The organism is Cohnella lubricantis (assembly GCF_014212015.1).
GTDB classification, from domain to species: domain Bacteria; phylum Bacillota; class Bacilli; order Paenibacillales; family Paenibacillaceae; genus Cohnella; species Cohnella lubricantis.
The window spans coordinates 39,610-62,646 of the sequence record NZ_JACJVN010000006.1 but is presented as its reverse complement, the minus strand read 5'-3'; the positions used below and the strand labels follow the sequence as shown (position 1 = coordinate 62,646).

The following is a 23,037-nucleotide window of genomic DNA, read 5'->3' as shown; positions in this document are numbered from 1 at the left end:
TTAGTTCATCCCCTCCAATAGCTGTGCGATTTCAGGACTTAGCAAGATCGCGCGCAAGAGCACGGTCAAAGCTTCTGCCCTGGTAGCGCTCTGTTCCGGGGCAAAAGCATTCTCGCTTCTGCCGTTGATAATTCCGGTATTCGCGGCTAACTGAATCTGCTCCTTAGCCCACGCATGATCGATATCCTGAAGATTCACCGTATTCTCTTGCTTCACCGAAGCCAGATTCACAATCCTTGCGATGATCGCCACCATCTCGGCGCGCGTAATCTCACGGTCGGCGCGGAAGGTACCGTCCTCATAACCGCTGATGATGCCGTTGCCGGCCAGCGTTAGGACCGCCTCTCTCACCCAACCGTTCCCGAGATCGCTAAATTCGGGCGACGCCGCGCTTCCTTGGGCAAGCGGGTACAGCTTCACGATGATCGCCGCGAATTCCCCTCGCGTAACGCTTGCGTCCGGCTTGAATGTCCCGTCTCTGTATCCCTGGACAATACCGAGCCTTGCGAACAATCGGATGCTATCGGCCGCCCAGTGGTTTTCCGCATCTGGAAACACAGGTGCGTTCGCATTCTTAGGATCATTGAATTTTGCCGTAAGTGCCTCTATCATCGTTTGGACCGCTTCCGCGTCATTCACGTCAATCGGCGGTCTGCCGGGAACAACGTGAAGAACCGGAGGCTTCGCAGTCGGTTGCGTTCCCGCGTTATCTATTGGCGGCGTCGGGTCTGTCTCTGTCGGCGTTGTCGGGTCGCCGTCTTGTTGGCGTTCATAGATCGTGATCGCTAGACTTCCGACTACTCCTGAGCCATCCTGAGCCGTCGCCTGAACCGTTACCGTACCGGCCTTCTGGGCCGTTAACAGTCCATTCTCGTCGATGGCGGCCGCACCGGTTCCGTTCTGCACCGACCACGACACCTGCTTGTTGGCGGCATCGTCCGGACTCACGATGACGATCATTTGCAGCCTGTCACCCTCATAAACGGAGGATTGAACGCTCGTTACCGTGACGTTTGCAACAGGGATCGTGACGATCGGAGCCGAGGCCCTCTTGACGGTTACGTCATAAGTTTGAGTTGTACCATCCTCAGCTGTAACGACAATCGTTACGGAATTGGAACCCACATTCAGATCGATCTGTACGGGCTGACCTGACTCGACTACATTCCCATTGACGGTCACCGTTGCTGCCTCATCGGATACTTCAGGTATGATCGCGACGCTGCTCGTCGCATATCCGACGTCGGCCGTATAGCTGGTAACCTCTGCTTGGAGCTCCGGCGTCAAGTCACCGTCGCTCAACGTCAAGCCGGCTAAGCCGGCATCCGAACTTAGAATCGGGCCTAGCAGCGGGTTTACCTGAATGGACACCGTTGCCGGCTCCGTGCTCGATCCATCGAGGCTTGCCGATAGCTCGGCCGTTGCAGCATCGAATACATGCGGAGCCTCCCAAGTCACCTCGAATGTGCCGCGATCATCGGTCGTCACCGTCGCCTCGCTGGCTTCCGATACGCTCCACATGCCTCCGCTCGAGCTGCTCAAGTGAACGGAGACGTTCGCTTGGGGCGTATCGTCTTCATCATAAACGGTGCCTGTAACCGAGATTTCTTGGCCGCCGAACACCGTGTTGCCGCTCGTTACTAAGCTGACCGCGAGCTGCTTGCTCTCCCATTTGGCATATAAGGTCATATCCCCGGCAACCGTATCCTGCTCGAAATTCCATCTCGTCTTATAGTCCGGGTCCAAGTACCAACCGGCAAACCTATATCCCGCCTTGCTCGGCGCCGGCGTCGGCTCGGCAAGAAGAGCGCCGCCATTGACGGTTGTCGCAGGAACGACTGTTCCCCCGTTCGTCTCAAACGAAACGGAATATGGCGCAGGCTCCCATACCGCATAGAGCTTAACAATTCCGCCGATCAGCTTGAAAGCATAACTTTTACCTGCCTCATAGAATTGTCCGCTGCCGTCCTTCTCGGTGCTCCATCCTTGGAAAGTATATCCCTCTCTCTTCAAGCTCCCGCTCGGCTGAATGGGAACCGATGAATAATAATCGTAATGAGTGTAGTCGACCGGCGCTTCCCCTTCGGTTTGACTGTCGCCGTTGCCGTCATATTCAACGTGGACATAACTCGCTACAAATGGGAATCCGTTCGACGTCGCATAATTGACCATATCTCTATCGCCTTCGGCCGGGAACACCAGCGTTAGTCCATTCTGCGTCCCTCCGAACACGTTATCCCCTAGCTGCAAGGTCGCAGGCATGATCACTTTCGTGAGCTTGTTATTGATAAAGGCATTCGTATCCAAGTAGGTAGTCGTCTTTGGAAGGATGACAGAAGACAACTGATTGTCGGAGAATGCGCCGAAACCGATCTCCTGCAATCCGTCTTCAGCGAAATTCGCCTCGGTAAGAAGATTGTTAGAGAACGCATAATCATCTACCAGGGTGACGCTGCTTGGGATCGAGATCGAGGTTAGCTGATTATTTTCGAATGCATGGCTGGGCACTGCCGTTAAGCCATCGGGAAGCGTTATTTCAGCTAATTCATTCCCGTAGAAGGCATAGTCCCCAATGCTCGTTAAAGCCTTCGGCAAAGTCACCGCCGTCAGCAAGTTGTTATTGAATGCGAAGCTAGAAATGGTCGTCACCGTATCCGGTATCGTGACGCTAGTTAGCTCTTCATTCGCGAAAGCATTCATCCCGATCTCCGTCACGACATAGCCGTCTAGCTTCTCGGGTATATCAACGTCCGAATCCGTTCCATTGTACCTCTTAATCGCAATCCCGCTGCCCTCATCCTTCAGGCTGTATGCATAATCCCCGCTGGTCGCCGTATCGTCTCTGCGCACGAGTATCGTATACGCCTGCGTATGGATACCATCTGCCGCAGATACGACGACCGTAATCAGGTTCAAGCCAGTTTGCAAAGGTACGCTAACAGCCGATCCGCTGCCTGCAGGTACGCCGAAGGTTGACCCGCTCGCGGCGGACGAATAGTGAATGGTCAGCGTGGACAGTTGACTGTCTGTCGTTGCCGTCACGTCGATGCTCGTCACGGCATTGCCGACATCCGCCGCGGCATAATGGAGCGTGTCGTCCGAGAATGCCGGACTAAGCGTGATGGAGTCAAGTTCGCCGTAGCCAAGCGACAAGCCGCTTAACCGGACATTGGACTTCTCCGACGGAACGATCGGAATCGTCTGGCTGTCCGCCATGCCGATCGTTCCGTCTACGCTCGCCGTGATCGTCACGGGCTCTGATGCCTCTACCCAAGGCGCCGTCCATTCGGCCGTAATCTCGCCATTCGCATCCGTTGTCGTCGACATATCGCCGTCGTTCGTAAGCTTCCATTGGCCCATGTTGCTGGACAGGTTGACGACGGCGTTCGCAACCGGCAGATCGTGATTGTCCCTCACCGTGACGGTTATCGTGACCGTATCGCCGCCCGTCACATTGTCACCATCAGTCGTCAGCTCTACGGAAGCGATCGTCGCCGGTCCGTTCCACTTCCACTTCGCATACAGCGTCCGATCTTCGGTAACCGTGTCGTTGTCGAAGTCCCATGGGCGAGAATAACCGGTCTCCGAATACCATCCCTCGAAGACGTAGTCCGTCCTCGACGGCGCCGGAGGTTCGACCGCATGCTCTCCGTGAAGGATCTCTTGACGATCGGCGATTGGCGCGCCCCCTCCCGGGTCGAATGATACTTGATAGGAGTTCAACTCCCAGTTGGCATACAGGGTAAAGGACCGATCCTGAATGCCATAAATAATCGGATATATACCGCCGTCATAATTCGTCCCGCTTCCGTCCGGCTTCGTGTTCCAGCCTTTGAAGGTGTAGCCGTCCTTGGTTAGCGAGCCTTGGCCCGGAACCGCGGAGGCCTGCTTATAGCACCTGTAAGCCGTCGACGCGGGCAGGTCTCCTCCTGTGCTGCCATTGCCGTCATACTTGATGGTATAAGTGCAAAGCATCGTATCAAGGCTATACTTCGTGGCGTGGTTATTCACCGATGCGCCGCCGGGATCATATAGCGTCACTTTCGGATTATTACTGAATACGGAGTTCTCATTATCGCTGCCGAGATCGATGTTCGGCGGTAACGCCACGTTGCCCAATCGGTTGTTCTCGAACGCTCTGGCGTAAATGGCGGTTACGGTACTCGGAATCTGGAGCGTCGTTAACTGATTATCGGCGAACGCGGATTCATAAATCTGCCGCAATCCTTCCGGGAGAGATACGCTTGTCAACCGATTGCGTTGGAACGCGCCTACTTCAATCAAGGTCAGACTGTCGGGGATTGTCATGCGTTCCAGCTGGTTGTCTGCGAAAGCGTAGGCATTCATGAAGATGACGTCTCCGAGCTCAACGCTCTGCAGCTGATTGTATTGGAAGGCCCCTCTACCGATGTACGTGACGCTAGGAATCTCGATAGCGGTTAAACGATTGCGCGCGAATGCAAAATCGCCTATATGCGTAATGCTGGGCGGAATCGTTACGCTTGTTAGCTCCAGTTGATCGGATTGAAAAGCATTCGCTCCGATCGCGGTCACCGGCTTGCCTTCGAATTCGCTCGGAATGGCGACCTCCGTGCTCGTTCCCAAGTAATCCGTAACCATGAACGTGTCGTCCAATTGCAGCGCATAAGTAAAATCGTTGTTCTGAACGGCCTCCGCATGAGCCGCCGGCAAGGGCAAGCTGCCGCCAAGCAGCGCGCACAACATCAACAATGACAAGATTCGACGCATGATTCTCCTCCCACTTGTGAGCATTCATCGTCTATTAATGTAAAAGATTCTCCTATAATAAAAAATCCCCCGAATGGGGGGGAAGCGATCGTTTCTACTATACTGGCTGCAGGCTACGGAACGATCTTCAGTTCTTTGGCGCGCTGCAGCGCCTTCACGCGGTTGTTGACGTCAAGCTTGCGGAACACGTTCTTGAGATGGTACTTGACCGTCTCCGCCGTAATGTTCAACGCATCCGCGATCTCCTTGTTGGATAAGCCCTCCGTCATATATTGCACGATTCGGGTCTCTTGTCCGGTCAGCAAGGTGTCCGCGGCCAGCAGCTCCTCGGAAGCCGCTGCCCCCTCATATCTCCCCTTGATCTTCTCCCATGTCTGGGCGAGCCGCTGTTCCGTCACCGGCTTCATCAGGTAATCCAATGCGTTCACTTCGAACGCCTGCACCGCATAATCGTCATAGCCCGTGACGAACACCGCCGATATCGAAGGATCATGCTCCAGCATGAGGCGGGACAGCGACATCCCGTCAACCTCCGGCATGGAGATATCGAGGAACGCTACCTGGATGCGATGAGCACGCACATAATCGTACGCCTCGCGCGGGGTTAGAAACGTATGGCTTACCTCGAGATCTTCGTATGCGGACAGCAGGTACTTCAGCCGCTGCGCCGACAACGGTTCATCGTCCACGATAATGGCTCTTATCATCCGACTCTCCTCTTGTCTAACGAGCAAGGAATCTCGAAGCGCACCTTCGTGCCGACCCCGACTTCGCTCTCGATTTGAAGGCCTGCATCGTAGATCAGCTTGATTCGCCGAGCTATATTTCTTAACCCTATGCCTCTCCGCTCCGGATCGAGTCTTAAGACGCCATGCCGCTTCTCCTCACTCATGCCGCATCCGTTATCCTCGACGGCGAAGCGAAGGCGATCCTCTGTCTCTTGGATCGATATTCTGACAGTCCCGCCTTTGACGCGAGACATTAGCCCATGCTTGATCGCATTCTCCACTAACGGCTGCAAGATTAGCGGAGGTATTCGGCGCTCTGGATCGGCATGAATGTCGTACTCGATGGTTAACCGATCGCCGAAGCGCACCTTTTCAATATTGAGATAGGCCTTGGTCAGTTCCAGCTCGTTCTCCAAGGTGGTGAAGGTGTCCATCTGCTTGAAGTTGAGCCCGCTTCTGAGGTAACGGGAGAGATCGAGCGTCAGCTGTTCCGCCTGCCTGGGGTTGATCATGCAGAGAGCGGCAATCGAATTCAAAGCATTATAGAGAAAATGCGGCTGGATCTGCGATCGCAGAAACGCGATCTCGGCGTCCTTGGCTTCCTCCAGTCTCTGTTGGTTCCGCGCGAGCGTCTCCCTAATCGTCTCGTTCATGGCAACGAAGATCAGCACGACGGCCGCCATCACCGCCGTGTACAGAAGAATGGCACTCCAGAACGTATCGGACATGTCGATGAAGAGAGCCATGGAGACGAAGCTGCACACGCAATAGCTGACCGTTAGCCCTATCGCTGTCAGCAGCCTCCGGTTCTTGTCCGCTCGCAGGAATCGGGACTGGAAGTACATGAAGATGGGAATGCACATGAACACGGCCAAGGTCGTCCCATAGAATCCCCCATCCATCCCTAAGTAAGCGCGATAGAGCAGAATGAGCAAAGATAGGAACAGCGTCGTCTCGAAGCCGCCGTAGAACGTGCCGAGCAGCAGCGGAACGATTCGGATGTCTATCGTCAATTGTTCGGTCACATGAACGGGAAAGGTCATGCATAACACTAGCGCGACTCCGAATAGAAGAGCCTGCGTTAGCCTGAAATACTGTAATCTTCCGAAGCCGATCGAATAAAATAATTGGTAGGCGAAGATCAGCGTAACGACGAACGCCACTTGCAGCAACAAGTCTTCGAGGATGTTCATAAGCCTGCCTCGCGAACTTCATAGTTGCGATCGTTCATGACCCTCCAACTCCCCCCGCCGATCGACATGCCCCGCGAACACAAAGGATACACGGAGTCTTCGTAGATTTCAATATTTGGCTTAATCGCCGTTGCGAACGACACGGAAGCCTTGATCGGGCCCCATGCCGCTCGCTTCGAACTTGCCCCGATAAGTTAACTCGCTGCTGACGACGTCGCCCATCCAGCCCCCGCCCCGCACCGCCCGGAACAAGCCGCTCCCATATTCGGTGTCTTCGAACCAATCCCAGCACCATTCTCTTACGTTGCCTGACATATCGTAAAGCCCTAACTCGTTGGACTTCCTGCTGCCGACCGATTGGGTTCGATCATGGTTATTCTCGATGGCGGGCCAATTCCAATCTCCCGACAAATATTGATCTCCGGCGTTTCTCCAATACCACGCCACTTCATTCGCGTCATTGCTTCCGCTGTAAAGATAATTCGCGCTCATCTGGCCTCCGCTTGCCGCATATTCCCATTCCGCTTCGGTCGGCAATCGGTAACCGTTCGCTTCCTGAATGTGATCGCGACGTTGCTTCCGGTCGCTCTCTTCGACTGTCTGACGCTCCAGAACTGAGTGAAGGTTTGCGTGCCGTCAATGGAAGGCGCATTCACCCGCTGAGACGTATAAATGTCATAAGTGCCGCCATCGCTGCTCACGGTGCCTTTGTACGTTCCCGTAGGCCGATAGTTGCCCCAGCTATCCACCACATAATATTCGATGAGCGAGTTGCGCGTCCATCCATAGAGAGTCAGATACCCGTTGCCGGACGGCGCCCAGACACCGGCATTGTAGTTGATCTGTTCCGGCGAAAAAAATAGTAAGCCCCCGATCCTTCAATAGACCGGGGGCTTCTTCGGTTTAATTGGGCCGTCGGGGCCATTAACACCTAACATGCCTGCGCTTGAAGCCAATCTGCCCTCTGGCGATGGCTTTGTTAATATTTTCGAGCGGATTCAGCAATTTACCTTTGGGCTTGTCCTTCTGGACTTCTATCGGGCTTAGCTCCTTCGCGAGCTCGACCGCCTGATCGTGGAGCGGCACGTAGGAGGTCGCCACGGTGTAGATGAAGTTGCTCATGGCGTATATTGCCCTCTCGGGGGCGGCATGAATCGTATGTCTCACTTGGTCGAGCATTCGGGCAAGCTTGCTCTCCTCGAATTCGCTGTCTGGCCGGCTTCCCAGCAGCCAGCAGTAGCAGCTCCAGCCGCCCGACATTCGCAGCTCCTCGCCGCTGGCGATCCACTTGTCCGCCACCTGCTGGGCAATATCCGCCTCAGCCAAAGTGACGGCGACGACGTAGTCGGACAGCATGTAGAAGTAAGCCGCGTCCATCCAACGGTCATAATCCGCTTCGGTCATCGCCTTCGGATCGGCGATGATGCCGGCGAAGTACATCGCGTCGTAGTTCCCCGTGGCGTAAAGCTGCTCCGCCAGCGGCTGATTGATCTTAATCCGGCGGAATAGCGGCTTCATCTCGCCTGTCGCTACGCCGAACAACGGCTCGCGGGCGCCGTTGGACAGATACATTTTCTTAAGCCGATCCTTGCCTAGCGCTTCGAGTTCCTGCATGAGAGATTCTAAGTTCATCGCGAATCACTTCTTTCAAATAAGGATATTCGCCGCCTCAACTCCCTAATTGGGTTAGAATCCGATCTTAGGCAGCCCTTCGATAAAGCCCGCGCTGTCCTGCAGCAGCTGCTTCAGTACGCGCTCGAACTCCTGCACGACGTGCTCATTGTCCCCGCCCGGGCTTAAGGGAATCAGCCGCAGGCTGTGATCCGGCGAGGAGGTCGGCCGTTCCTCGCGGCCTTCCTTCACCGGATACAACGCCCACACTTCCGCAACCGGACTGAGCCGCTGAAAGGCAGCAGATGAAGGGCGATCCTCGCCATAGAGAAAATTCGAACGGCTGTCGCTGTAGGCGATGAGCTGATTCATCTCTCTCGTGCGGGCGATCGTGTTGATGCGGTCCTTCTCCCAGAAGTTGTGACGAGGGCGATATTTGAAATCCATCATGACGGTCCCGTAATAGACGCCGGCCATGTATACATCCAGACGTCCGTCCGGACGGTTATACTGCTGCCGCACGTATAGCGGATGAACGAATAGCTCGGTCTCCCGGCTAGTCAGCGGAACAATCCCATCATATACGCGCTCTCGCTTGCGCTTCGGCCGCGATGGCCGCCTGTACCCCTGAATCCGCAGCGGTATCGCCATCCTCACTCGCAGCTTCCTCTGTTGCCGGGGAATCGTCTTGTTTAGCGCCGTTATCGCCCGGCGATAGGGCCGTGAACAGCTGATCGGCGACGTCCGCAAGGACCAGTTGCTGCTCCTCGTCTTCTCCCGTCATCAGGACGATCAAGACGTCCAGAAGCGCATGGGAACCGTTGCTGATGAGTTCCTCGAGCTCTTCTTGCGTTCGCTCGCGAAGGCTCGTGATATCGTCTTCGGTTAGCTTCTTCTCCACATATCGGCGAAGTCCATCTCTAAGCCTGACCGCTTTGGTCGGCTTCTGCAATTCAGTTAAGATCTGCGGCTTGGTAAGCTTAAGATTGCTCTTCGTAATCTCCCGGAAGCCCTTAATCTTCGTTGCGGTTGCAGTCGATAGGGTGATTAGCGTTGCGTCGTCTAATTGGGTTAAGATCCACTTCAACATTTGCTTATTCACAAGTCAATACACCTCATTCGTCTAGATGGAGTTCAATCTCAGCACGGGACATCCCGTAATTGCTCTTCCTAGTATATCATTCTCGCAAGTGCATTCAGCTAGAATAACAAGAAGACGCTCAGGAGATTCCTGGCGTCTTCCCTTTAACTTATGCTTTAAACGGCATTGAATAATCTCTTCATCGTGATAAATGCTTGTTGCTTGGTGAAGGGCTCCTCCGGCGCAAACCTGCTGCTCCCCACGCCGCCCATCACGATTGTGTTGCTAGTCTTATCCTCGACAGAACCGATAACGGCAACGGATTCGCCAGCCCAACTCGCTATAGCTTTGGCATCCGTATAAGTGACGGCTTCACCGCTGCCTTTCGTTATGCCAAGCATGCCGGCAACTCGCGTGAGCATGACGGCCGCTTCTTGGCGAGTGATCAATCCGTTAGGATCGAGCTTGTTCGTGCTTCTTCCGCTAATAATTCCAAGCGCATTCGCAGCCAGTACCGTCCGATCGAACGTATCGTCAAACACGCCATCCTTTATTTTTTTGCCGGATTGGGTCAGCAGCTCTTCTACGGTCTTGCCTGTCTTCACCGATACTAAATTCAAGGCCAGCTTGCTGAAGTCCGCGCGGGTGATGTTGGCAGCGTAACCGTAATCGATCTCCAATGGCACTAGATTTAAAGAGGCAGCCGTATTCACTTCAGCCTCCGCCCACGCAGAAGGGACATCCAGCGGATTGCGCATAAAGCCGAATGGATCCCGATCGTTGACCTGAACCCCGATCAATCCCGCGGTAGAGCTTCGTATCTGTGAGTAGGGTTCAACGACTTCTTGGCCTGCTTGGTCAATTAACACAACGCCTCCATCAGGCTTCTCCGCCCAAGCCAAGCCTTCACTGAATCCGTCCACCTCAGCATACTTATTGCCCAAGTCAACGATGAGCGTGCCGTTCCGATCCAGAAGAGCATATCTCGTGTCCGGACTGCCCGCATAATAGGAAGCTACGGCCACTCCTTCTTCGGGCGGATAGACGATCTCGTATTTATTCTTGAAATCCTTAATCACTGTTCCGTTCTTATCAATGAACAGCCAGTTATAGCCGTTCCCAGCGGGATTGGGACGCAAGACGCTCGCTACGCCTTCGCTAAAGTTGATGGCATCGTCGTAAATGACCTTAATGACTTCCGTGCCGAACTTGTTGATATAGCCCCATTTGCCATTGCGCGAGACGACAGCCAGGCCCTCGTTGAAGTTATTCACCCAATCGTACTTCAGAGGAACGACGACTTGGCCGCTCTTATTGATAAATCCCCACTTGCCGCCCTTGCTGACCGCTGACAGGCCCTCATAGAACCCCGCGGTCCCCGCGTTATAACCGTAGCCGTCGTCGTCGCGGATCTCATCATACTGGGGCTTAATGACTTCCTTCCCCTCACGGTTGATATAACCCCACTTGCCATCTCGCTCTACAGCCGCCAAGCCTTCTCTGAAGTTAAACACGGTATCATAAGTCGTTCGGATGACTTCGTTCCCGTTCTTGTCCAGATACACCCAAGCCCCTTGGGAGTCCCGATAACGGGATAACCCCTCGCTGAACATATAACTGGTGAAGGAATAGTGATTCAGAGACAGATTGTCGAGAAGCACTTTGCCGCTCCGGTCAATAACGCCGATCTCATCGCCGGATAATTGAACCCATGCCAGCCCCTCGTTAAAGGTGCTGCGCAAATCGTTATAGCCGTGCAATCCCGAGAATTGCGGTTCAATGGTGAAATGATTGGCTTCCGCTTCTTCAGCATAGCTCACCGCATACGCGTTCATCATCAAGACCAAGCCAATTGCCAGACATACCAACCTTTTCATGACTTTCTCTCCTTAGCTGTTCATATCCCTTTAGTCAGAGATTGATATAAATAGTAGCATAATTTGCCTATTTGTTCGACAATATTCTACCGTGTCATCTGATTCGCATAGGCTTGGCTAATCTCGCAGATCAAAGGTTCCCCGTTTAAGAATCGCTTCATGTCGCCGATCACTTGCTTCGTCACCATGAAGCGGCGGTCAACCGTCGGACCTCCCATATGCGGCATCAGAATCACGTTGTCCAGCTTCGTCAGCGGATGATTCGACGGAAGAGGCTCCGCCTCGAATACGTCCAGCACCGCATAGATAGGACGGTTCGCGAGTACGCGGCACATCGCTTCCTCGTCAATGATCGCGCCGCGTGCCGTGTTAATGAGCAGCGAGCCCTCAGGCATCCGGTTCAGCAGCTCTTCCGTAATCATGTGGTGGGTATCCGGCGTTCTGGCCGCATGAATGGAGACGATATCGCAGGTTGAGAAGATATCCTCCAGATCCGCTCGGGTCATCTGATGGCGATCCAGCTCTTCTTGCGAGATATGCCTCGAATAGACCTTAATCCGAGGCCGGAAGGGCTTCAGCATCTCCACGGTATAGCGCGAGATCATGCCGTAACCGACGATCCCGATCCTCTTGTCCAGCAGCCCCTTGTTGTAATAGCTGCTGGGCCAAATCCCCTGCTTAAGATCCTGCGAATACTTCGGAATATCCCGCAGCGAAGCTAACGCATAGGCGATCACGCCCTCCGCTACCGATTCCGCGAATAGATTATTTCCGCTGACGACGCGGATCCCTCTCTCATATACCGCATCCGTCACGTAAGGATTCACCGATCCGCCGGTATGCGCGACCATGCGCAGCTTGTCGGCATGCCGAAGCACCTCTTCGTCCAGCGGCAGCGTTCCCCAGCCGGTAACGATGATATCGACGTCCCGAATCTTCTCGCACAGCTCTTCCTTCGTGAATTGCTCCGTCGGGCTTGTGTTCCAGGATACATCCGCGAATTGCTCCAGCTCCTGCACAAGCTCCTGGTTAAAGAACGTATGAAATACCGAATGCATGGGCATGGTCACCAATACTTTGATATTGTCCATATTGAGTCCCCCTCGCGAGTTGTGCGTATAGAACCTTCGATCCGCAAGAGACCGAAGGTTCCAACGCTACATGTTTATTCTAATTCTAGTACATTCACGATCGCTTGCGCAGCCTCAGCGCGAGTCAGATGTCCTTGCGGTACAAATTGATTGCCGCCTCTGCCGTTGACCAGCCCAAGCTCGAATGCGGCTGCGAGATCCTCAAGAGCCCAGCTGCTGACCGCATCTGCATCGGCGAAGCTGTGCTGCGAGTCATTCATCTCAATACCTGTCGAAAATTCATAGGCTCTTAGAATGATCACGGCCATCTCTTCGCGAGAGATCGTGCTTGCCGGAGCGAACTGCGTCTCGCTCTTGCCATTAACCAGACCTGCCTCGTAAGCCGCAGCCACTTCTCCCGCGTACCAGCTCGTTGTGGCGACATCCTCGAATGGCAGCGGCTGTCCGCTAGCGGAGATCCCCAGCGCACGTACAATTAGAGCGACGAATTCGGAGCGCGTAATGTCTTGATTCGGCGCAAATTCCGTATCATTAACGCCTTCCGCTACCAATCTCATCGACAATTGGGCAATCGCTTCTTCGGCCCAATGTCCGCTTGACACGTCGGAATAGGTCTTGTTGAATTGGAGTGCCGCATAAGTGCCGGCCCCTTCGATCTCCGCTTCAATCCGACCGTCCTCAATCTTGCCGCCTACATAGGACAGGGTGCCGTCCTCATGTACTTCATAAACGGCAACGCGGCTCGCATCTGCGCCTTCCGCAAGCTCAAAGGCTACGGTTGCCCCGTCCACTTGCTCCGCCTCTACTGTAGTGCCATCTGCCTTCTTAAGCGCCAGATGGATTTGATAGCTGCCGGAGACAACCGTCACGTTGGCCCCATAGGCCGTGCCCAACGCGGCCGTGTCCACTGCCGCCGCCGTCACGCCAACGCTTACTCGGCCTTGCGCGAGCGCCTCAATCGCAGCAACCACCTGCGAGGAGAGCTTCACAGCCGCGCTGCCGGCCGTGATCACAACGGGATGGTCGGCGATCGCTTGGGATGCATCCGCAGGCAATATGACTTCCGTCTTGCCTGCTTGAAGCTCGATCGCGATGTCGCCATCTGCATTAGCCACTAATTCGGAGCCGGATACTTCCTGTGTCGTGGTATTGCCTGCCGACCCGTTGCCCGGGTCCGATCCATTATCCGGGTCTGCGCCATTGTTATCCGGATCCGGATCTGTCTTGTCGGCAGCCGTAATTGTATATGCGAGTGAGGAGACTCCATCAGCTGCGGTCACGCGAACGACTGCACTGCCGTCATCTGCCCGAGAGATGTCAACAGTTGCCCCATCCTGCGTCGCTTCTGCAGCTACAGTCGAAGTATCGGACAGCGCCGCTTGATACTGGAGAATCCCAGGCGAGAAGCCCGCTGCCTCTTGTCCGTCAATCGTTAGAGACGAGAGAGTCGCGTCCGTCTCCGGAACGGCGATGCGGTACAAGTAGGTGTTAGCGTCTGGAGCGTAGTAGATGCTGCCGTCTATGCCCAGCGTCATGATGTTCGTGAACGTCTCATCAATGACTTCGAACTGCAGCGTACCCGGGTCGAGCGCAATTAACTTGCGGCCAAGCGTCGTATAGATCATGCCGTCCGGCGCCCACTCAATCTCATAGCTGAACCACTTGCTGGAGTTGTACAGGCTCGGGAACAGCATCTTGCTCTTCACGATCGTCGGATGCTCGATGTCGTCGACATTCAGAGCGAAGATCGTGCCGTCGACGACACCCCACAGCAAGCCGTCCGGACCGAATTTAACCGATCCGATCATACGGGGCGTCTCGTCGATGTCGAGGCCAAGCTCGCTGAGCTTGATCGTCTTGACCACCTTGTTCCGAGCCGCATCCCAGACGAAGATGACCGCTTCCTCTTCCGACGGCTCAATGCCGAGGCCGCCCCATACGCTCGTACCGCCGAACAGCAGGCCGTCATGATAAGCCAGGCTCATCACGCTTTGGTTAGGAGCGAAATGATCGTGATTGAATTGCTGCCATTGATCGGCCGTCTCATCATAGATCGCAAGCGCGCCGCCAAGATAACCATAGTCGGGGACCGTGCCGACGAACAGCTTGCCGTCTCCAGCTTCAATGGCGAACGGACGGTCTTGATGCTCAATATCAAATACAAGCTTCGGATTCACATTAAGCTCGGTCTCTTCGGAAGGGTCATACCGATACATGACCGCCCCGACGTAAGTGCCGTAATAGACATAGTCATTCAGGAATCCGATGCCTTCCGTCTGAGGGAAGTTCGCGCCATTCACTTCAATCTTACCCGTGAACGGATTGTAGACGCTCATCCCTCGTTGATAACCGCCGACATATAAGCGGCCGTCCGGTCCGCGCTCCAGCGATTGAATGCTAACGCTATTCGCCGCGATATCAAGCTCGACAAATTTGACCCACTGATCCTGCGGATCGACCAGCATCGTCTCGCCGTATTGCGTCACGGCAGCCAGCACCGTCTCATTCGCTTTCTCGCCGCTATCCAGCGTAACCCATGCGAAGTCCTTGTAGCGGGGCGTATCCGGCAAGGCATAGGGCAGCTCAACCTCGGACGACTGCTTAGTCGCCATATTGTATTGATAAAGCTTCCTAGCGAAAACGTAGTAGATAACGTCCGGATGATCTGGATCCGGCTCCGAGATCATTGCTTGCTGATTGAAGAAGGCGTCGATCTCCAGCGTTGCTTTATCCAGCACGACCATCTTCTGCGTGCTGGCCGAGAAGAAGATCTTGTCTCCGATAACATAGACATCGCCGGCGATGCCGGTCGTATCGGAATAGCCTTCTACCTTGATCTCTGTGATCTCGCCTGTCACCCGATCAATTCGATGAAGCGCCACCGTCGCGCCCATGGCGGCGTATATATAATCCTCGTCCACCGCGATGCCGCGCACATAGTTCTGTCCCGCCTCGATGACGCCATAATTGCGGAAGCTGCCCGTCGCAACATCATACTCGAACACTTTGCCGTCCGAAGATGAATTGTACGTGCCTCCATATACTTTGCCGCCGATCGTCGCCAGATCCCATACCCAGTTATCCGCCGTGTTGTAGCCGAGCGACTCCACCCGCTTCTCCGTTGGAATGTAGCGATAGAGGATGCCGTCTGCCGTTCCGGCGAAGTACACGTTCTTATCCTCGCCGATCGTCATAGCCCAAGTAGCTTCCGTATTCGGAATCACTTCAGAGAAGATAGACTCTCCGGTCTCCAGGCTGACAGCGAAGAAGGTCCCGGGATTGCCGTTGGTGATGAAGTAAACCTCATTGTCGCCGTTGTCATTCGTCTGAATAGCAGCCGCCTGGCCCAGGTTCACGCTCACCATATCACCAAGGTTGACCGGCGCCGAATACTCACGGTCGAGAGGCACTTCTTTCGCTAATGCCGTGTTGGAAATATCATCAAAGTAAGCTTCCGTTAAGCTGACATCGCCCGAATTCAACCCGACGCGCGCCGACACGGCGTTCGCCGGCACATCGGTCTGCAGCTTCATCACCGACCATTTGTTAGAGCCCAACGAATTGCTCGAGAACAAGGATAGATTCGAGCCGATCTGCGTCCCTGCCGCATCGTAATAATAGAACTCAATGACGATGTTGTGAGTCTGGCTGATGACATATACATTCGCTTCCGTTACGATCGTCGTACCGCCTTCGATCGCGAATGGATCGCTTAGCACACGCGTGTTCTTAGCGTTGTTCTCGTCTTTGAAATGCAAGCCCATGGAACCGGAATGATAGATACTCGAGCTTAGTTCTACAATGCCTTCGGTGCCTGGGCCAAGGCTCCAGCCAGGTATCGCTCCCCCCGTCGGCGGCTCCTCGAAGCCCGGGTTCGCGATCTTCTCATTCAGCGGCGCTTCGGCCGGCGCGATCGTCACCGACGCATCGTCCAGATATACCTTGGTTAAGCTCGGATCGCCGGAATAGAGCCCCACCTTGATGTAGGCCGTCCCTTCCGGCACTATGCCGCTGACGGACAGCTCAATCCAGGCGCCGACCGGTACCTGCGATGCTCCGTATTGTTTGAAGTCATTTAGCTTGGTCGTTCTGCCATCTTTGTCATAGTAGAAAATAACGGGCTGAATGCCATGGGATTGATCCGTCGCAGCGGCTTTGTAGGCGTAGACGCTGAACGCGACCGACTCATTCCCGGTTACCGCGATCTCATTGGACAGCACTCTAAATCTGCCATTGGGCGAAGCGCTATTGCTCGTATCTTGGAACAATAGACTTTGAGAGCCTGTTCTGGCATATACGGTGCTGACGACTGATGTGCCATTGCCTGCTGTATCGGGGTCAATGCTCCAGCCGGGGATGGCGCCGTCCGCTTCCGCGCTCTCAAAGCCGGGATTCAACAGATAGGCGCTGCTCTCTGTGACTTCAGCCGCCGAAGCGATGGAAGAGGCACTTATTTGCCAGAACAGACTGAGGAACAAGCTGACGACGGCAACGAGACTTACGGTTTGTCGTTTCCATACGGTCATTTTACGTTCACTCCCTAATGGATTAGTTAAACCCGGCGTTCCGAGTATCTCTGCTCAGCCGCTTCCAGGAATGTGATCAGCTCTAACGTCTCGTCAGCCGGAACAGGCGAGATTCTCGTCTGGAAGAAGACCATAACCTTCTCCAGCAAGCTTGCGTAAAAAGGTACTTGGTCATCGAGTCGAATCGGTATCGTCTCTTCAGCCGTCTCAATGATTGCTTCGAATGGCTTAGCAACGTCATAGCAGCACCTGACTTCGCCAAGCGCTCCATCGCTCCACTCTCCGATGAGCAGCTCCGCCTCCTCTGTGACTTTAAGCGCGGTCGCTGTGCAGCCGGTTCCCAATAAGGCGAACAGCATCTCAACGCCATGAATGCCATACCAGAAGTAACGGGATTGGGTCTGCTCGATGATGAGCGGGCACCTGACGCTCACTCGCCGGATGGCGCTGCGATCGATAAGGCCAAGCTGTCGTTGAAGCGCAGCCGCATAGCGCAGGGCAGAGGTGCTCATGACCGGGGTGCCGTAATGCGCGGCAAGCTGGATGATCCGCTTGGCCTCGTCGACATTTAAGGCCAGCGGCTTGTCGATGAACACCGGCTTCTTCCATGCGGCGATGCGGCTGAACAGCTCCAGATGCTCGCGTCCGTCTGCAGCCTCCAGCAGAATCGCATCGCATTGCCGTTCCAATTCATCTAAGGTGGCGAACGGGATCTGATGCTGCTCGGATAACGCCTCGCTGAACCGCTTCTCCCTGGAATAGCTAAGCTCGAAGTCTGTCGAACAATGGCGAACGGCATGTGTGATAGAACCGCCTTCCACATGGAAGGGATGCTGCTTGTCGTTCAGAATTCGGGCGAAGGCTACCGCATGCGAAGTATCCGTGCCGATCATTCCGATCTTAAGCCGCTGCATGACACATCACCTCCTTAATGGCATCTCTAATCGGCTAACCATTCGCCAAGATGGGCTTGAACGAAGACATCGTCATGCAGATGAGGATATTGCGCATAGACGCGGTCGATCTCTTCCGCCTGCCCTTCCGATAGCACCTCCTGCGGATTCAAGCACCAGGTGCCCTTCATCAAGCCTTGGCGGCGAAGCACCTCATGAATACCCGGAATACAGCCGGCGAATTGATGAGCCGGATCGAAGAAGGCCGCGTTGCAGTCTGTGACTTGGATGTTGCGCGTCAGCCATTCCTTGCGGATGTACTCCGATCGGCGTGCCGCCTTAATCTCCTCGAGCAGTTGGACCGCTCTGCGCGTCCAGACCGCCCAGTGGCCAAGCAGGCCGCCCACGACTAGCTTCTCGACGTCTTGACCGTCCACTTCGAAGCGATACGCCGTGAACAGGTCGTTCACGATATTGTCGTCGTTGCCCGTATACAGCGCGATGTCGTCTCTGCGGCTGGAATAACAGACAGCGCGGGCGACGTCTAGGCTCTGATATCGATTGAACGGCGCGATCTTAATGGCGACGACGTTGTCGATCTCGGCGAACTGCCGCCAGAACGCGTAGCTGAAGACCCGTCCGCCAACGGAGGGCTGCAGGTAGAAGCCGATCACCGGCATTCTCGCGGCAATCGCCTTCGCGCGCTCCAACTGCTCCTCCTCCGTAAGAAATTGCAGTCCGCCCATGCTTAGCAGCGCGGCATCATAGCCATACTTCAGGGCAATGTCGGCCTCGGCGAGCGCTTGGTTAATCGGACCGCAGATGCCGGCTACCTTCAGGAATGGACGGTCCAGCCTCGCCCGGCTCACTTCCTCCGCTGCCATCTTGAGCACCGGCTCGAACAGATGGTGCTCGGGATCTCGGATCTCGAATTGGGTGGAGTGTACCCCGACCGCGATGCCGCCGGCACCCGAAGCCATATAGTATCGCGTTAAGGCGCGTTGATGGCGCTCATCTAATGTACGATCCTCGTTCAACGCCAGCGGGTGAGCAGGAATGACCACCCCGTCATGCAGAGCTTCAAGCAGCGATGGCGCAAGCTTCATTAGAATTTCCCTCCGCGTTCTTGGAAGTGCGTCGGCTTGTTCCAAGTGGCGCCGCCGGTGAGCAGCCATTCAGCCGTCCAATCGATCATCTGCAGCAGGCTCACGTTCGGATAGCCGAACGTCCGGTGGGACTTGGAGGCGTTATTGAGCAGCGCAACGTTCCTTTCTTCATTCACGAATGCCGCAGGCTTGCCAAGACGTGCCGCGAATCGCTCCGCCGCCCAGCGGATCGACATCGTCTCCGGCCCCGTAATATTCATCACGGCCGGCGGTGCGCTGCAATGATTGAGACAGCGCAGCGCCATCGAATTCGCATCGCCTTGCCAGATCACATTCGCGAATCCTGTCGTCAGATCAATGGCTCTGCCCTCCTGAACCGCCTTCGCAATCTCTAACAGCACGCCATAGCGCATATCAATCGCATAATTCAGCCGATACATCGTCATCGGCGTGCCGTTCTTATGCGAATGGTATTCGAAGATGCGCTCTCGGCCCAGTGTCGATTGCGCATATTCGCCAACCGGCTGCGGTTCAACAGATTCATCCGCCCCGCCGCTGCTCACCGGCACGAAGGGATAGATATTGCCGGAAGAGAAGGCAACGATGCGGGAATCCTTGTACTTCTCGGCCACCCGGCCCGGCAGATAAGCGTTCATCGCCCAAGTGAAGTGCTCTCGTCCGGTCGTGCCGAATTTGTTACCCGCCATATAGATCACATTGTCGCAGTGAGGTAAAGCTTGCAGGGCGGCATCGTCCAGCAGATCGCAAGAGATAGTCTTGACGCCGACCTGCTCCAGCTCATCTCTCGCTTCTTGGTTCGAGAATCGGGAGACGCCGATCACCTGCTTGTGAAGTCCGCCTTGACGCACCGCATTCGCGGCAAGGGCGGCCAGCGTCGGGCCCATCTTCCCGCCGACGCCGAGGATGATAATATCTCCTTCCACTTTGGCCAGATCCCGCACCAGCGCTTCCGTTGGCGTGGTCAGTTGAGCAATCAGCTGCTCCATCGTGTTCATTCGGCTAGCACCTCTCAATCGTAGATTTCATGTCTTACCTTCATTAAGGATCAGAGACAGCCACTGCTGTTTGATTCGCCGCGCATATGAGGCGTAGTGAACAAGCGTCTGCCCCAGCTGAAGCCGCTGGGAAGCCTTGCCCGCACCCGCTGCCTTGCCCGCCGCCGCTGCCCCTGCCATTGCCTCCGTTGACTCCAGCTTCGCTAGATAGCGCTCGGCCAGCGCAATGATCCGATCCAACTGCGCCAGCACCTGCTCCTTCTCGTCCTCCGTGCACGACACTGCCTTCACAGGGTCAACTGCGCGCGCTGGGAAGAGAGGGACATTCCACTTCGTCAAGACCGCCGTCTCTTCCTCAAGCTGCTCATAGAGCTTCAGGACATGCGGCTGAAGTTCGCCCGCGAAGGCGGCAGCGAATTGCTGCTCGATCTCGTCCAGCGAATCATTCCAGAGCGCTCGTGCAAATACGTAGCTGTTAAAGGTCTGATTCCATTGATACGGATACCCCTCTTCCCGGCATGGGACGACCAGATTCGTCATGCCATAGACCCCTGCCTCCGCATAGCTTCGAATGTCCTCTACTATTCGCTTGGCAAGCATGGGGAACAAGGGGCTCAGCATGAAGTGATCGCTGTAATACTCGAATACCGTCAGCTTGCGCCCTGACGATTCAAGCTGCTGCCGCCACATCTGCAAGGCCGTATAGGCTCGTTGGTCGCTGGCGCTCTCGCCCTTGCCGAGACCGAAGCGATAGTCACGCCCCCAGTAGGCATAGAGCGTATCGATATCTGTGGAAGGCTGCTCTCGAAGCTCCAGCATATCCCAGGCCAGGCCCGCATTGTAGGCGATATGCTCCACTTCGAGCAGCAGTCCGCTCTGCAGCAGTTCTTCCTTCAAGCGTTCATTAAACGCGATATAAGGCGTCAGGAAGTCCTCTGCCTGCTGATGCTTGATATCCTCCGGCCACAAGGAGATCCTCTTCAGATCCCGCACGCTGCGGCAATAGTCCGCGATCTGCCGGATGAAGCCGGGCTGCCAGCTCCCATCCGTATAATCCAGCTGCTTCTTCGCGGTATACGGATGATCTGCGTTCGTCTCTGTCGCTGCCGCCTGACGGTGAAGGAAGAAGGACGCGCTGTGACCGCCTAAGGTCACAGCCAGCCCTCTGTCGGCAATCGGCTCTTGAAGCTCTTGGCCGATCTTGTCCCAGAGCGTGAAGGTGAAGAAGATCTCATTGATCTTATTCTTGGCTAACCAGTCGACCATCGCTTGCATGAACGGTGCATCTTCGATCGTCTCGAACACGAAGCCTCTGCGTTCAAGCACAGGCGCATAGTGCAGCGACGACGCGATCGAGAAGTCTGGGGAGTCCCAAGAATCTGATGAGATGGCAGCGCAGGCTGAAGCCGAGTCCCTCCGCACTGGCGGCTGTCCCGGGAAGATCCAATGCAGCCCTAGCGCAAGCTCCGCGAATTGGTAGACCGCATACAATGCCGCCCGCTCGCTGCTGCCGATCAGATAGACGCCGTCCCCTTGACGGGCAATAACGAATTCATCCTCATAGCGAGCCTCCGCCAGCTTGCCTGCGATGGCCACGGACCGTTCGGGCTCCGCTTGCCGCAGCTGCTCCCACGTACCCAGCACGATCCGATCCAAGGGAAGCGCCTTTCCAGCCGTCTCATATAGCTGCTCCCACTCTCGCATCGCGAATCGCAGCACGCGAGCCTCCCCCAACAGCTCCAACGGAAGATCACTGCTCATCGGATGCGTGCTCCTTCCGCAAGCCAAGCTCCGCGCGCTGCTCGACCAACCGCTTCTGCAAGGCCTCGATCGGAACCTCGCTATTGCTGCATTGATAGCTGACCGCCAGAGCGGCCGCCGTCCCTGCCGCTTGGCCGATCGCCATGCAGCTCGGCGTCAATCGCGTTGTCGCCTGCGCTTCATGCGTAGTGGAGATGCAGCGGCCGGCCAAGAGCAGATTCGTCACCTGCTGAGGAACCAGGCAGCGATACGGAATATCATAAGCGCCGCCTTCGCGTATGAAGTTGGCCGTAATGCCTTTGCCCTCCGGGTTATGAATGTCGATCGGGTACCCGCTTCGCGCGATGACATCGGGGAAGCGGCGGGCATCCAAGACGTCGTGTCCGTTCAGCACATAATGGCCGATGATGCGTCTCGTCTCGCGAACGCCAATCTGTGTGCCTACTCCGGAGATGGATGCCTGCTCGAAGCCGGGAATAGAAGCCTTGAAGAACTGCTCTAACTCCAGCACCTGCCGCCTTCCCTCCAGCTCCGCCTTGGTCAGGTCTGCCGCATCTGTCGGATCCAGGCCCGTCACCCGCGACACATTAATCAGCGCCTCGTCTGCGCCGGGACCCGTGAAGAACAGCACGCCTTCGCGGGGAATCGAGAGCTTGGCTTGCTCCCACAGCTCATAGAATCCGGACACAGACGTGAGAGGCAGATCGTCCAACTGGTCAAATAACGTCTTCTCGTAGAATTGATCGCGATGCTCCTTGATATATGCCTTCACGAGATCGAGCCGAACGCCCTTCATACGGAACTTCATCGTCATGGGCTGAACCTTCTGCTGCGCGTTGCCTTGCTCCCAAGGAGCGCCCGCCCGATGAGCGATGTCCGCATCCCCCGTGGCATCGATATAGAATTTTCCCTCGACGTGATGAATACCGCTCTTGTTGTAGAGGGTCACGCTCTGAATAGCGCCACGCTCGGCCTTCACCTCGATCGCCGAAGTATGCAGCAGCACCTCCGCGCCGCTCTCCTGCAGCATCTCCTGGGCAACAACCTTATAAATCTCAGAATGATAGGGCGTTAAGGAGTAGGTGAAGCCGATCGTGTCTCTCAGATGTCCGGGCGACCCGCCCCGCTCCTGCAGCCGTTCCACGATCTCTTGGGCGATGCCTTGAATGACCTGCTCTCCGGCAGCCGAATGGAAGGTCATCCAAGGATACACCAAGGCTGCGGTGGACATGCCGCCCAGGAATCCGTATCGTTCGACCAGCAGCGTATAGGCTCCGTTACGCGCAGCGCTGATAGCAGCGGCGATCCCCGCCGGTCCGCCTCCTAGCACGACGACATCATAGCTGTTGATCCGTGGATGCTGATCCATGCACTCCGCTCCTTTGTTCATCGGGCACTAAATCTT

14 protein-coding genes and 2 pseudogenes are annotated in these 23,037 nt (G+C 55.6%); all 16 read right to left on the bottom strand.

Going from position 1 to position 23,037, the window contains the following annotated elements; genetic code table 11:
* Complete coding sequence (locus H4Q31_RS01010) at positions 1-4,749, bottom strand: leucine-rich repeat protein (RefSeq protein ID WP_185177206.1); 4,749 nt, start codon at positions 4,747-4,749, stop codon at positions 1-3.
* A 113-nt stretch (positions 4,750-4,862) separates the two neighbouring features.
* Complete coding sequence (locus H4Q31_RS01005; RefSeq protein ID WP_185177205.1) at positions 4,863-5,456, bottom strand: response regulator transcription factor; 594 nt, start codon at positions 5,454-5,456, stop codon at positions 4,863-4,865.
* A complete protein-coding gene (locus tag H4Q31_RS01000; protein ID WP_185177204.1) occupies positions 5,453-6,670 on the bottom strand; it encodes a sensor histidine kinase in 1,218 nt (405 codons plus the stop codon). Before H4Q31_RS01000 ends, H4Q31_RS01005 begins: the two co-directional genes overlap by 4 nt.
* A 120-nt stretch (positions 6,671-6,790) precedes the next feature.
* Positions 6,791-7,222 (bottom strand): annotated as a pseudogene (locus tag H4Q31_RS00995) (SUMF1/EgtB/PvdO family nonheme iron enzyme); the annotation flags it as partial.
* A gap of 5 nt (positions 7,223-7,227) precedes the next feature.
* Positions 7,228-7,512: pseudogene (locus tag H4Q31_RS00990) on the bottom strand (glycoside hydrolase family 11 protein); the annotation flags it as partial.
* Between the two features lie 82 nt (positions 7,513-7,594).
* Entirely contained in the window at positions 7,595-8,302 is a 708-nt protein-coding gene (locus H4Q31_RS00985; RefSeq protein WP_185177203.1) for a DNA alkylation repair protein, read from the bottom strand.
* 54 nt (positions 8,303-8,356) lie between these two features.
* Positions 8,357-8,932: a hypothetical protein gene (locus tag H4Q31_RS00980; protein ID WP_185177202.1), complete on the bottom strand. Its 576-nt coding sequence runs from the start codon at positions 8,930-8,932 to the stop codon at positions 8,357-8,359.
* Positions 8,859-9,383, bottom strand: coding sequence for a hypothetical protein (locus tag H4Q31_RS00975; RefSeq protein WP_185177201.1), 525 nt, complete (start codon positions 9,381-9,383; stop codon positions 8,859-8,861). Before H4Q31_RS00975 ends, H4Q31_RS00980 begins: the two co-directional genes overlap by 74 nt.
* 155 nt (positions 9,384-9,538) lie before the next feature.
* Positions 9,539-11,239 (bottom strand): WG repeat-containing protein, encoded by a 1,701-nt coding sequence (locus H4Q31_RS00970; protein WP_185177200.1) that lies wholly within the window; start codon positions 11,237-11,239, stop codon positions 9,539-9,541.
* A gap of 86 nt (positions 11,240-11,325) precedes the next feature.
* Positions 11,326-12,330, bottom strand: a complete 1,005-nt coding sequence (locus tag H4Q31_RS00965; protein WP_185177199.1) for a hydroxyacid dehydrogenase — start codon at positions 12,328-12,330, stop codon at positions 11,326-11,328.
* Positions 12,331-12,404: 74 nt separating this feature from the next.
* Entirely contained in the window at positions 12,405-16,856 is a 4,452-nt protein-coding gene (locus tag H4Q31_RS00960; RefSeq protein WP_185177198.1) for an S-layer homology domain-containing protein, read from the bottom strand.
* 26 nt (positions 16,857-16,882) lie between these two features.
* Entirely contained in the window at positions 16,883-17,770 is an 888-nt protein-coding gene (locus H4Q31_RS00955; protein ID WP_185177197.1) for a Gfo/Idh/MocA family protein, read from the bottom strand.
* A 26-nt stretch (positions 17,771-17,796) separates the two neighbouring features.
* A complete protein-coding gene (locus H4Q31_RS00950) occupies positions 17,797-18,855 on the bottom strand; it encodes a dihydrodipicolinate synthase family protein (RefSeq protein ID WP_185177196.1) in 1,059 nt (352 codons plus the stop codon).
* On the bottom strand, positions 18,855-19,871 hold the full coding sequence (locus H4Q31_RS00945; RefSeq protein ID WP_185177195.1) for an NAD-dependent epimerase/dehydratase family protein: 1,017 nt from the start codon (positions 19,869-19,871) through the stop codon (positions 18,855-18,857). Before H4Q31_RS00945 ends, H4Q31_RS00950 begins: the two co-directional genes overlap by 1 nt.
* A gap of 27 nt (positions 19,872-19,898) precedes the next feature.
* Positions 19,899-21,632, bottom strand: coding sequence for a hypothetical protein (locus H4Q31_RS00940; protein WP_185177194.1), 1,734 nt, complete (start codon positions 21,630-21,632; stop codon positions 19,899-19,901).
* Positions 21,622-23,001, bottom strand: a complete 1,380-nt coding sequence (locus tag H4Q31_RS00935; RefSeq protein ID WP_185177193.1) for an FAD-dependent oxidoreductase — start codon at positions 22,999-23,001, stop codon at positions 21,622-21,624. Before H4Q31_RS00935 ends, H4Q31_RS00940 begins: the two co-directional genes overlap by 11 nt.
* Between the last annotated feature and the right edge of the window lie 36 nt (positions 23,002-23,037).